Source organism: Rhizobium sp. C1, from assembly GCF_021026335.1.
Taxonomy (GTDB): Bacteria; Pseudomonadota; Alphaproteobacteria; order Rhizobiales; family Rhizobiaceae; genus Ensifer_A.
Genome location: NZ_JAJNCY010000007.1, coordinates 26,224 through 38,975 on the forward strand (window position 1 = coordinate 26,224; position 12,752 = coordinate 38,975).

The 12,752-nt window shown below is 61.5% G+C and carries 10 protein-coding genes; 2 read left to right on the forward strand and 8 right to left on the reverse strand.

The window, feature by feature from the left end; all coding sequences use genetic code 11:
• Positions 1-64: 64 nt before the first annotated feature.
• A complete protein-coding gene (locus tag LQK83_RS15375) occupies positions 65-697 on the reverse strand; it encodes an NAD(P)H-dependent oxidoreductase (RefSeq protein WP_230838446.1) in 633 nt (210 codons plus the stop codon).
• Positions 698-827: 130 nt separating this feature from the next.
• Between LQK83_RS15375 and LQK83_RS15380 the strand changes: the two genes are divergently transcribed.
• Positions 828-1,256: a winged helix-turn-helix transcriptional regulator gene (locus LQK83_RS15380; protein ID WP_442966773.1), complete on the forward strand. Its 429-nt coding sequence runs from the start codon at positions 828-830 to the stop codon at positions 1,254-1,256.
• A 153-nt stretch (positions 1,257-1,409) separates the two neighbouring features.
• Here the strand turns inward: LQK83_RS15380 and LQK83_RS15385 are convergent, their stop codons facing one another.
• From LQK83_RS15385 to LQK83_RS15415, 7 genes are all read right to left on the reverse strand, one after another.
• A complete protein-coding gene (locus LQK83_RS15385) occupies positions 1,410-3,539 on the reverse strand; it encodes a bifunctional diguanylate cyclase/phosphodiesterase (RefSeq protein ID WP_230838282.1) in 2,130 nt (709 codons plus the stop codon).
• 214 nt (positions 3,540-3,753) lie between these two features.
• Positions 3,754-5,121 (reverse strand): GH1 family beta-glucosidase, encoded by a 1,368-nt coding sequence (locus LQK83_RS15390; protein WP_230838283.1) that lies wholly within the window; start codon positions 5,119-5,121, stop codon positions 3,754-3,756.
• Between the two features lie 73 nt (positions 5,122-5,194).
• Complete coding sequence (locus LQK83_RS15395) at positions 5,195-6,364, reverse strand: Gfo/Idh/MocA family protein (protein WP_230838284.1); 1,170 nt, start codon at positions 6,362-6,364, stop codon at positions 5,195-5,197.
• 21 nt (positions 6,365-6,385) lie between these two features.
• Complete coding sequence (locus tag LQK83_RS15400) at positions 6,386-7,441, reverse strand: sugar phosphate isomerase/epimerase family protein (protein ID WP_230838448.1); 1,056 nt, start codon at positions 7,439-7,441, stop codon at positions 6,386-6,388.
• A gap of 157 nt (positions 7,442-7,598) precedes the next feature.
• Entirely contained in the window at positions 7,599-8,546 is a 948-nt protein-coding gene (locus LQK83_RS15405; RefSeq protein ID WP_230838285.1) for a substrate-binding domain-containing protein, read from the reverse strand.
• Between the two features lie 68 nt (positions 8,547-8,614).
• Positions 8,615-9,625 (reverse strand): ABC transporter permease, encoded by a 1,011-nt coding sequence (locus tag LQK83_RS15410; protein ID WP_230838286.1) that lies wholly within the window; start codon positions 9,623-9,625, stop codon positions 8,615-8,617.
• Positions 9,626-9,837: 212 nt separating this feature from the next.
• Positions 9,838-11,361 (reverse strand): sugar ABC transporter ATP-binding protein, encoded by a 1,524-nt coding sequence (locus LQK83_RS15415; protein ID WP_230838287.1) that lies wholly within the window; start codon positions 11,359-11,361, stop codon positions 9,838-9,840.
• A gap of 178 nt (positions 11,362-11,539) precedes the next feature.
• Between LQK83_RS15415 and LQK83_RS15420 the strand changes: the two genes are divergently transcribed.
• Positions 11,540-12,562, forward strand: coding sequence for a LacI family DNA-binding transcriptional regulator (locus LQK83_RS15420; RefSeq protein WP_230838288.1), 1,023 nt, complete (start codon positions 11,540-11,542; stop codon positions 12,560-12,562).
• Positions 12,563-12,752 lie beyond the last annotated feature (190 nt).

Below are 12,752 nucleotides of genomic sequence, written 5' to 3' on the forward strand. Positions count from 1 at the left end.
ATCATAAAAAACCGCCCGTGTCTTGCGACACGAGCGGGGCCATCCCGGGGTCAAGGATGTAAAATCAGGCGACCTTGGAAATGAACTGGTCCTTCGGGCGGCGAACCTTCTTCAGGTTGGCCAGCCAGTCACCCTCAGCCTGGCGATAGCCGAGCGGCAGGAGCGTGACGGAGCGCAGGCCGCGCGCCTTGAGGCCGAGGATTTCATCGACCTGGGCCGGGTCGAAACCTTCCATCGGGGTCGCGTCAACGCCTTCGAAGGCAGCAGCGGTGATGGCGAGACCAAAGCCGATATAGGCCTGGCGGGCGGCATGCTCGTAGTTCACCTGAGCATCGCGGGGAGGATAGGTGTTCAGCAGCATCTGGCGATAGTTTTCCCAGCCTTCGTTGGTAAAGCCGCGCTCTTCGTTCACCAGGTCGAACATCGCGTTGATGCGCTCGGGCGTGTAATTGTCCCAGGCTGCGAAGACCAGGAGGTGCGAGCCTTCGGTCACCTGCGCCTGGTTCCAGGCAGCCGCCTGGATCTTGGCGCGGACTTCCGGGTTCGTCACGACGATGATTTCATAGGGCTGCAGGCCGCTGGAGGTCGGCGCCAGGCGAGCCGCTTCGAGAATGCGTTCAACCTTGTCTTCGGAAACCTTCTTCGAAGGGTCCATCTTCTTCGTCGCGTAGCGCCAGTTCAGTTTGTCGATCAGCATAACAGTTGCCTTCATGTTGCAATTCTCCGCCATTCGCGCCATTTGAAGGAGAGCAAGCGGCTGGAGGGTGGTTATTATTCGTAACCACGCCTACATATGTAACTTGAGAAAACGTTCAAGTAGGCACAAAATGAATACTAGGTCACATTCCGATAACGACGGTTGCCACAGCTACGATCCGTCCAAATGCCCCACGGTGAGCGAGATGCTTGCGCGCCTGGGCGACAAGTGGAGTGTGCTGGTGATCATGATGCTGCGCGGCGGCCCGAAGCGGTTCAGCGAACTGAAGCGTGAGGTCGTCGGCATCTCGCAGCGCATGCTCACCCTCACCCTGCGCGCGCTGGAGCGCGACGGCGTCGTGCGACGCACGGTCTTCACCACCGTACCGCCCAGCGTGGAATATGAACTGACCGACCTTGGCCAATCCTTTGCCGAACCCATTGTGGCGCTTGGCAGCTGGGTTTTCAGCAATCACACGCTGATACAGAAGGCGCGCGACGAGTTCGACACCCGCCAGCAGGACGAGCGCGCGAACCAGAAGCTGGTTCGCGTCGGCTGACACCTCGAGCGGTTCGGAGAAAGGCGTAAGCCGGTTTTCACCGGAAATTCTCTAAAGCATTTCCAGGAAAATTGCGTAGCGGTTTTCCGTCCGGAAATGCGCGAAAACAAAGAGATAGAGTGTTTCAGCGTTTCCATCAGATGGTGAAACGCTCTAGGCGGCGCTGAATGTCCAGCCTGCTTCTTGAAGCACACTGGAAATCTCGGCAGCGCTGACCGGCTTTGAAAAGAAAAAGCCCTGCAATTCGTCGCAGCCGCAGGCCGAAACATACTCTGCCTGTTCCTCGGTCTCTATCCCTTCGGCTGTCACCGGAATGTCGAAGGAAGACGCAAGCGCCACCGTTGCCTTCAGCAATTCCCCGGCCTTCAGGGTCTTGCCCAGCTCGCTGATGAGTGAGCGGTCGATCTTCAGACGGTCGAAGCCGAATTCCCGCAGATAGCCCACACTGGAAAAGCCCGAGCCAAAGTCGTCCAGCGCGATGCGGAATCCCCTTCGCTGCAGTTGCGCCATGGACTGCTTGGCGCGATCGGGGTTGCGAATGAAAAAGCCCTCGGTCAGCTCGAGGATCACCCGCTCGGCCGGGAACCGGCACGCCTCTATGAGTGCCGCGGTGGAGTTGACAAAGGAAATGTCATGCAGCTGCAGCGGCGAGATATTGATGGCGACGCTGATGCGCGGCCACGCGGCCGCATCCTCCAGCGCCTGGCGCATGACGAACTCGCCGAGACGGCCGATCAACCCGTTGTCTTCCGCGATCGGAATGAAGATATCGGGCGGCACCAAGCCGTGGCCGGGACGGTTCCAGCGTACCAAGGCCTCGACACCGCACAGAAGACGCGTATGCGCATCGAAAACCGGTTGATAGAGAACCTTGAGAGCATCATTGTCGATCGCATGGCGCAGGTCATTGGCCATCTCCATGCGCGCCTGCCGGTCCTCATCCATCGCTGCGGTGTAAAAAACTGCCCGGCCGCTGCGCGTCGCCTTGGCGCGATACATCGCCATATCCGCGCGACGCAGCAACTCGGCACTCCCCAATACACCGCGGGGTGAAACGGCAATTCCCATGCTGGCCCCCACGGAGGCGACACGGCCGGCAATGATCAGCGGCTCACGAAAGAACGAGATGATCGCCTGCTCGATCGCCGCGCAGCGCTCCTCCGGGTCCTTGCAGACCAGCGCGATGGCAAATTCGTCACCGCCAATGCGCGCAAATGCAGCCTCTTTCGGCAGGAGATGCCGGAGCCCCGCCGTTACCCCTTTGATCAACTGATCCCCGACCGCATGGCCATAAGCATCATTGACCTCCTTGAACCGGTCGAGATCGAGATAGATCAGCAGCGCCGATTGGTCGCTTGCGGCAGCTTCGGCCTCGATTTCGACTAATGCGTCATGAAGTCCGGCGCGGTTAAACAGGCCGGACAGCAGGTCCTGTTTGGCAAGCGTACGCGCCGCCTTTTCATCCGCCATCAATCCGCGCACAATGCCAATGCCGAAGACGAGAAGCGCAAGCAGGACCAGACCAATGACGGCAATGCCCCAGCAGACCGCAGGAAGCACCTCGCGGAAGCTGCGTGTGCCCGGCGCGCGCAAATCCCAGACGAAAGCGCCGAGCACGTCGCCCTTGTTGTTGCGCACAGCAGCGAAAGATTTGTCCGGCGGTACGCTCGAAACAAGCTGCAAACCGTCGATAACATAATTACGGGCAAGCTGGCGGATCACCGGCGCAGTGAGGTGGCGGGCAAAAACCGCGTAGACTGCGGATTCCCGGGGAACAGTGAGGCCGCCCTGACTCGACCGAACCGCAGCAATCCCCACGACGGCGAGGCCATCTGCAGTCTCGACAAAGCCGGTTTTCTGATAGGTTCCCTGCCCCATTTCGCTTTTGAGCGACGCTTCGAGCGCCTCGAAAGACTGGCCGAAATAGTCGGACAGACGCACGCTGAAGGGCGAACCATCCTTGTAGGACATGGTTGTGGCACCATCGGCCGTCAGCAGGAAATAGGTATCGAAGAGCGTGCCGGCCCCGGTGAAAATACCGTAATTCTTCTCAATCCAGTCGCGGTCATGGTCGACATAAACGGCCTTGGCCGCGTCGTCCCAGGACGTGTAGTCGCTGACCGCCGAGCCCATCTGTTGCTCGATCGCGGCCAATGCGCCCGAGGCGGTCTGTTCGGCGCGCTGGACATCAAGCAGGTCGGCGCGGAAAGCCATGTTGCTCAGCGCCGTGAGGATAAGACCGGTCCCGCCGGCAACGATAGCAGCGAAAACGATAAGAACCAACGATACCATCAAGGGGGCGCGAAGCCTGGTTCCCCCGATCTTGTTTCCGCCTGATAACGCCATTCAGAACTCCGACCAGAACCGCTTTGTAACAGGCCGGATATTCAGAAATGGTTTATAATAGGGAGCGATTAAACACCTTTCAGTTTTCATAGGCCGTCCGTAGCGACGCGGCCGTCAGGCTGGACAATTTGCCGAAAGCGTCGCTTTCCCATTACGTTAGCGCATGATTGCCTTTCGGGAATGCACTCGCCAGCGCCTTGTACCAATGACCACTCTTCTTGATGGTCCTTACCTGCGTCTCGTAGTCGACATGTACCAGACCGAAACGCATCCGGTAACCTTCCGCCCACTCGAAATTGTCCATCAGCGACCAGGCAAAATAGCCGCGCAAAGGGTAACCTTCCGCGATCATATCAGCGGCAACGGAGATGTGGTCGGCATAGTAGTCAAGCCGCGGCTGGTCATCGACTTCGCCATTCTCGCCCACGCCCATATTATAGCAGGCGCCATTCTCGGTGATGTAGAATTCCGGCAGGTCATAGGTCTTGTAGAGCGTGCGAACGACGCCAATGAAGCCGGAGCTGTCGATCTCCCAGCCAATATCCGTCTTGTTCGGCTTCACGAATGCGCCCGACCCATGCGACGGATAGGGCTCGTCCGGTGCATCCGTGATGCGGGCCGGCGTGTAATAGTTGAGGCCCCACCAGTCGATCTTCTGCGAGATCGTCTTCATGTCGCCGTCTTCGATCTTCGGCATCAGCGGCCCCAGCGCCTCAACGACGCCGGCCGGATATTCGCCCTTGAAGATCGGCCCGAAGAAGATACCGTTGTGGAAATCGTCCGCACGCGCCGCGGCCGCCTTGTCGGCAGCGCTGTCGCTCGCCGGTACGACCGACATGGCGTTGCAGACGATGCCCACGGGAAGCTTCGGCGCTTCCGCCCTCACCGCCTCGACGCCGAGGCCATGGGCAAGATTGGTATAGTGCGCCGCATAAAGCGTCGCCTGCATGTTGCGCTCGCCCGGTGCATGAATGCCGAGCAGATGCGACAGGATCACCGAGCACCATGGCTCGTTGAAGGTCGCCACAGCATCCAGCCGGTCACCGAGGCGGCGGATGACTGTCTGCGTGTAGCGCTGGAAGGCGTAAGCCGTGGAACGCGCCGTCCAGCCGCCATCGCCCATCAGCGCCAGCGGCAGGTCCCAGTGATAGAGCGTCGCAAAGGCCTTGATGCCGCGCGCCTGCAAGCCGTCGACCAGCTTGTCGTAGAAGTCGAGCCCCTTCTCGTTGATCGGCCCGGTGCCGTCCGGCACGATGCGTGGCCAGGCGATCGAGAATCGATAGGCCGAAATGCCCATGTCCTTGATGAGGTCGAGGTCTTCTTCCCAGCGGTGATAATGATCGCAGGCGATATCGCCATTGTGCCGCTCATAAACCCGGCCCGGCATATTGGAAAAGGCATCCCAGATGCAGGGCTTGCGCCCGTCTTCCTTCGTCGCGCCCTCGATCTGATAGGAGGCCGTGGCAACCCCGAAAACGAAGTCGCCGGGGAAACGGGATGCAAGGGCCTTGGGGTCCATGGGAATGCTCTTTCAGAATTTCGTCTTTGAGGTGGAGAACCCGCCGCCTCGAATGAAACGGCGGGGAATTGCGTCAGACCTTGACCCAGGCCCCGTTACGCTTGGAGGAATTGATGCAGGCGGTGACGAAGGTCACGCCCTTCAACCCGTCTGCAACGGTCGGATAAAGCACGGCCGGATCGACCTTCTTGCCCTCGCGCTTGGCCTGAATGGCCCGTGCGGCTTCCGAATAGATCGTCGCGAAGCCTTCAAGATAGCCTTCCGGATGACCGCCCGGCGTACGCGACACGCGCGCCGCGACATCCATCGCGCCAGCCCCACCGCGCGTCAGCAGCCGCTTCGGTTCGCCCAGCGGCGTGTACCAGAGATAGTTCGGGTTCTCCTGTTCCCATTCGAGCCCGCCCTTCGTGCCGTAGACCCGGACCTTCAGCGCATTCTCGTTGCCCGAGGCGACCTGGCTGCACCAGAGCATGCCCTTCGCGCCGCCCTTGAAGCGGAGCATGACGTGGGCGTTGTCATCGAGCTGACGGCCGGGAACGAAGGTGTGCACGTCCGCCGCCAGTTCATCGAGTTCGAGACCGGAGATGAAGCAGCCGAGCTGATAGGCATGCGTGCCGATGTCGCCCGTCGAGCCGCCGACGCCGGAGCGCGCCGGATCGGTGCGCCATTCGGCCTGCTTGCTCCCCGACCTTTCGACGGGTTCGGCCAGCCAGTCCTGCGGATATTCCATCTGCACGAGACGGATCTCGCCGAGATCACCGCGGGCCACCATTTCGCGTGCCTGGCGCACCATCGGATAGCCCGAATAGTTATGCGTCAGAATGAAGAGCGCATCGGAACTCTCTGCCGCTTTCACGAGCTTCTTGGCGTCGGCAAGGTTCGAGGTCAGCGGCTTGTCGCAGATGACATGGATGCCGCGCTTCAGGAACTCGATTGCTGCCGGATAATGCATGTGGTTGGGCGTGACGATGGCGACCGCCTCGATCCCGTCCTTCAGCCGCGCCTCGCGGATCGCCATGGACTTGAAGTCGTCATAGACGCGGGACGGGTTGAGCCCCAGTTCCGCGCCCGACTGGCGCGACTTTTCCGGCGTCGAGGACAAAGCCCCCGCCACCAGATCGTAATGATCGTCGATGCGCACCGCGATGCGATGCACCGCGCCGATGAACGCGCCCGAGCCGCCGCCCACCATGCCGAGCCGGATGCGCGGCGCACGGGTTTCCGTTGTGCCTTCGATGGCCATGTTTCTCTCCTCGTGTCTTGATTACGCGATGCCGAGCATGCGCCGGTTGGCTGCCTCGTCGGTTCCGCCGCCGGCGAAATCGTCAAAGGCCTTTTCGGTGACGCGGATGATGTGGTTCTTGACGAATTCGGCACCCTCACGCGCGCCGTCTTCCGGATGCTTCAGGCAGCATTCCCACTCGACGACAGCCCAGCCCGAGAAGTCGTAAGCCGTCAGCTTGGAGAAGATCGCACCGAAATCCACCTGCCCGTCGCCCGGCGAGCGGAAACGCCCGGCCCGGTTGACCCAGGACTGATAGCCGCCATAGACGCCCTGCCGCCCGGTCGGGTTGAACTCGGCATCCTTGACGTGGAACATCTTGATCCGCTCGTGATAGATGTCGATGTGGTCGATATAGTCCAGGCATTGCAGGACATAATGCGAGGGGTCGTAGAGCATGTTGGCACGCGTGTGGTTCTTCACGCGCTCAAGGAACATCTCGAATGTGACGCCATCATGGAGGTCTTCGCCCGGATGGATCTCATAGCAGACATCGACGCCGCATTCCGCAGCATAGTCGAGGATAGGCAGCCAGCGGCGCGCCAGTTCGTCAAAGGCGGTTTCCGCCAGACCCGCCGGACGCTGCGGCCACGGATAGACATAGGGCCAGCACAGCGCACCGGAGAAGGACGCCATTTCGGTCAGCCCAAGGTTTTTCGACGCCGTCAGCGCCTTCTTCACCTGATCGACCGCCCATGCCTGCCGGGCCTTGGGATTGCGCTTCACCTTGTCGGCGGCAAAGCCATCAAAGGCCTCGTCATAGGCCGGATGCGTGGCGACAAGCTGACCCTGGAGATGGGTGGAAAGCTCGGTGATGACGACGCCGTTCTCCTTCGCAACACCAACGATCTCGTCGCAATAGGTCCTGGAACTCGCGGCCTTTTCGAGATCGAACAGACGGCCGTCCCAGGTCGGAACCTGCACGCCCTTGTAGCCGCAATCGGCGGCCCATTTGGTGATGGATTTCCAGGAATTGAACGGCGCTGCATCGCCAGCAAACTGCGCCAGGAAAAGCCCCGGCCCCTTAATCGTCTTCATCATGTCCTCCCGACAGGAACTGTAACGTTACAGTAAGCAGATCGCGGCAGATTTCAACTGCCCTGCCGCGATGCGCCTGTTGAAAAAAGTCTGCCCGGCAGAACCGGGCAGATGGTCATATTCAAGGGATGAACCCCGGCCTCAAGAAGGCAAGTCCTTAGTAAGGAGAATCCGGGAAGTAGAAATTCTTGGCATTCTCCTTGGTGACGAGCGTCGCATCCAGCGTATAGGTGCCCTTGACCGGAACCTGGCTGTAAAGTGCGGCAGCCGTCAGCTGCAACGCCGTGCCGACCATCGCCGGCGGATAGAGCACGTCGACCGGGATCATCTTGTCGCCGTCCATGACCTTCTTGATCATGTCCTTGGAGCCGGCGCCGCCGATGACATATTTGATGTCGGTGCGCTTGGCCTGTTCGATGGCCTGCAGCACGCCGACGGTCATGTCGTCATCCTGGCACCACACGACGTCGATCTTCTTGTACTTGGTCAGGAAGTCCTGCATCACCTTGAAGGCGTCGTCGCGGCTCCAGTTGCCGAACTGGCGGTCGAGAACCTTGACCTTGGAGCCGGCAATGCCCTTGTCGAACCCGTCCTGGCGCTGCTGGTCGATCGGGATCGGCAGGCCGCGAATGACCACAACTTCCGCATCCGGCGTGTTCTTCTTGATGTATTCGCCGGCGACTTCGCCCAGCGCCGGGTTGTTGCCGGCGACATAGAGGTCACGCACGGTGCCGTCGTTCACGCTCGGCGCGCGGTCGACGATCGAGACGAACGTGCCCTTGTCCTTCACCTGCTTGATGGCGTTGACCAGCGGATCCGGATCGGTCGGCAGGATGACGAGCGCATCGAGCCCCTGCACCGCGAGATCCTGGATCGCATTCGCCTGGCTTGCGGCATCCGGCGAGGTCTTCACGATGACCTTGGCGCCCGGATATTCCTTTTCCACCATCTTCGCCACGCGCTCGGCATGATAGACGACGCCCGCCGTCCAGCCGTGGTCGGCGGCCGGGATGGAAACGCCGATCGTCTTCTTGACGTCCGCTGCGTAAGCGGCACTCGCCATGGCAACGGCAAGAAACGCCGTGCCGATCATTTTCTTCAACATGTCTCACTCCCTGTCGAAGGGGTCTTTCCTCCCAAGGTCCGGACGCCCCTGATATCCGGACCCGTGCTTCACGATTTGCGCGTCAGCGAGCGCTGGACGAGCATCGCAATGATGATGATCGAGCCCTGTATGGTGCCGATCAGATATTCGCTGATGAAATTGGAGAGCAGCATGATGTTGCCCACCAGTTCGAGGATGAAGGCCCCGCAGATCGTGCCCCAGACACGCCCTGCCCCACCTTTAAGGGCAGTGCCGCCAACGACGACGGCCGTGATCGCCTGCAGCTCCCATAGAATGCCCGTCGTCGCCGAGGTCGAGCCGAGACGCGGCACGTAGAGAAGGACGGCAATTGCCACGCAAAGGCCCTGAATGATGAAGGCGATGGTGCGGACACGGTCAACCGCAATGCCCGAATAGCGCGCCACATCGCGATTGGACCCCACGGCCACGACATGCCGGCCATAGCGCGTGCGATAGAGCACGAAGGCGGCAATGAGCGTGACGACGAGAATGCAGACGATCGGGATCGGCAAGCCGAGGAAGGAGCCGAAATAGACCGGGCGGTAGATGTTCTGGATCTCCGATGAGCGCAGCGTGATCGCCCCGCCCTGCGACAGCCAGGTCGTCAGGCCGCGATAGATGCCCATCGTGCCGAGCGTCGCAATGAAGGGCTCGATCCGCCCCACCGTCGTGACCAGCCCGTTAAGCAGCCCGCAGGCAGCGCCTGCGAAGACGGCGAAGACAACGGCAGCCGCCAACATCAGATGCGGATCGGCAATCGCGCCGGAATTCATGAACAGGATCATCAGGCTCGCGACAAAGGCCAGCATCGAGCCGACCGACAGATCGAGATCGCCCGAGGAAATGACGAAGGTCGCGCCCACCGCGATGATCGCCACGAAGGCGCTGCGGGTCGCGACATTCGCCAGATTGTCGATTCCGATGAAATTCGGATTGGTCAGCGCACCAAGCACCAGAAGCAGCGCCAGCGCCACGAAGGGCGCGACGGCGCGCAGATCGATCTCCTTCAGGAGCGACCTCGGCTTTTCCGCTGCCTGTCCCTCACCGTCCACACTCATGTCCAAGACATCCTCCACTCAGTCCCAAGGCCCTTTGAGGCCTTAATCTCTGCTTCTTCCGGTGCCGACCCCTCACCCCGCCTCCGCTTCGCTCGGCGACCCTCTCCCCGAGGGGAGAGGAGGAACGGCGAGGCTGCGGCTTCTCCCCTTCTCCCCTTGGGGAGAAGGTGGCCCAAAGGGCCGGATGAGGGCTTCCCACCCCGGCAATGTTGCTACCCGGCCACCTTCTTCAGCCCGGCCGAATAGCGCATGATTTCCTGTTCGTTGATTTCGTCGCCCTCGAGCCAGCCGACGATGCGGCCCTCGCGCATCACGACGACGCGGGTGCAGAGCCCGATCACCTCCTGCAGTTCCGAGGAGACGACGACGATAGACTTGCCGGCCCGCGCGAGCGCCGAGATGAAATGATAAATCTGCTGCTTGGTGCCGACATCGATGCCGCGTGTCGGCTCGTCGATGATGATGATTTCCGGCTCGGTCTCCATGACCTTGGCGAGCATCAGCTTCTGCTGGTTGCCGCCCGACATACGCCCCGCCACGACGCGCCCGTCGCGCACGCGGATATCGAAGCGGCGCATGGCCCGCGCCAGCGCATTCGCCTCGCTCTTGGGGCTCAGATAACCAAACTTGCCATGCTGATCGAGCGATTGCAGCGTCAGGTTCACCGCCATGCGCGAGCCAAGCAGCAGGCCCTTCGACTTGCGATCCTTCGTCATGTAGGCGAGCCCCGCCCGGTTCGCGGCATGCGCATCGCCGGACGACATATTGATGCCCTTGATCGTCACCTCGCCCGAATGGCGCGGCCGCAAGCCAGCAACCGCCTCCATCAATTCGGTGCGCCCCGAACCGATCAACCCCGAAAAGCCAATGACCTCACCCTTGCGTACATCGAAGCTGGCATCGCGCACGAAGCCGGTGGTGATCCCCCGCGCGGAGAGCACGATTTCCTCGTCCACATCCGGCTCGCGCTTGGCCGGGTAAAGGCTCGACAGCTCGCGCCCCACCATCAGCTGCGCAATGGACTCGCCATCCAGCATCGAGGTCGGGGCGGTCTTCACCCATTGACCGTCGCGCAGAACCGTGACCCGGTCCGTCAGTTCCAGCACCTCGTCCAGCTTGTGCGAGACGAAGACGAAGCTCGTGCCCTGATCGCGCAGCTTGCGCACCTGCTCGAACAGCACGCCGCTTTCCTCCTTCGACAGAACCGCCGTCGGCTCGTCCATGAAGATGACGCGCGCATCCTTGCTGATCGCCTTGGCAATCTCGACCATCTGCCGGTCGGCGACGGGGAGCGAACTGATCATCGCATTCTCGTCGATCCGCGAGCCCAGGAGATCGAGCGCCCGGCGCGTCTCCGCCCGCATGCGCTTGCGGTCGAGCACGCCAAAGCGGGTGATCTCGCGGCCGAGAAACAGGCTCTCGGTCACGGTCAAATGTTCGGCGAGGTTGAATTCCTGGTGGATGATGACGATGCCGAGATGTTCGGCCTGGCCATTGGCCGGGAGCCGCACCGGCTTGCCGTCGAGCAGGATCTCGCCAGAGCTCGGCTGCTCGAAACCGGACATGATCTTCACGAACGTGGATTTGCCCGCACCGTTCTCGCCGACCAGCGCATGGATTTCGCCGGGCAGCAGGTCGAAATTGACGCTGAATAGCACCTGCACGCCATTGAAGGATTTGCTGATCCGCCGCGCCGCAAGCACAGGCGTGCGCTTAACTTCAGCGCTCGTCTCCATGATCGTCCTCCCGGGCACCCTTCTCCCGAAAGCGCCTCATTGATCCATGATGTAAACCTTTACATTACTGATGTAAAGGTTTACATTGAGCACAACTCACCGATTTCTGACCGTGTCGATTTGACCTGGGGGAAACTCCGTGTAGTGTCCCGGCGAGCATGAGACCCAAGGTTTTTCCGTGTCGAATTCCACGCCCGCAACCATTGAAGATGTCGCCCGCATAGCCGAGGTATCCATTGCCACGGTCTCGCGCGCCATCCACACGCCGGAGAAGGTGGCCAATTCGACACGCCTGAAGGTGCATCAGGCGATCGCCATCACCGGCTACACGACGAATGCCATGGCCCGCAGCCTGCGCCTTGGCCGGTCGAATATGATCCTCGTCGTCGCGCCCGATATCGGCGACCCCAACTTTTCCAACATCCTGGTCGGGCTGGAGAACGAAGCCCGCGCCCATGGCTACGGCATCCTGATCGGCCATACGCAGAACGACGCCCAGCGCGGCCTCGAATATCTGAAATTCCTCAATTCCAACCAGGCTGCCGGCCTGATCCTCTTCACCGGCATCCTGCCTTTCGGCCATCAGACGATGACGGCCCGCCTGCCCGCAACCGTCGGCGTCTTCGAGCCTATCTACAATGGCGGCCTGCCTTATGTCGGCGTCGACGATGTCGCGGGCGCCCGCAAGCTCATCGATCTTCTGCTTGCCGAGGGCCACCGCAAGATCGCCTTCATCGGCGACAGCCGCACGCGCCTCGCCTATAGCCACCGCCGGCAGGGCTTCGAGGAAGGCATGGACGCCGCCAACATGCGGCCCGAAAACCGCATCGTCGTCGATGGCGACGGCACGATCGAAAGCGGGCGTCTGGCGCTTGAAGAACTCTTCATGCAGGACCGCCTGCCCACCGCCTTCATGTGCGTCAACGACCAGACCGCGATCGGCGTCATGCTGGGCCTGACGGCGCGCGGCTACAACATCCCGCGCGACTTCTCCGTCACCGGTTTCGACGACGTGCCGCTCTCCGGCTTCATGTCGCCGCCGCTCACCACCATCCGCCAACCCCGCACCGCCATCGGCAAACGCGCCATGGCCCTGCTGCTGGACCTTCTCGGCGATGGCGAGGCACCGGAAGGCGAAATCCTGCTGATGCCGGATCTGGTGGTGCGGAATTCCGTGGGGCCGCCGAAGGGGATGCGGTAAGCCGCAGAGCAAGAAGCCCCCTCACCCGGCCTCCGCTAACGCTCGGCCACCCTCTCCCCCAGGGGAGAGGAGGAACGGCGAGGCCGCGCCCAGCCCTCTTCTCCCCTTGGGGAGAAGATGCCGGCAGGCAGATGAGGGGTTCCACTCCGCCGAGGCAAAACGGCAGGGCGCATGACGCCCCGCCGCAATC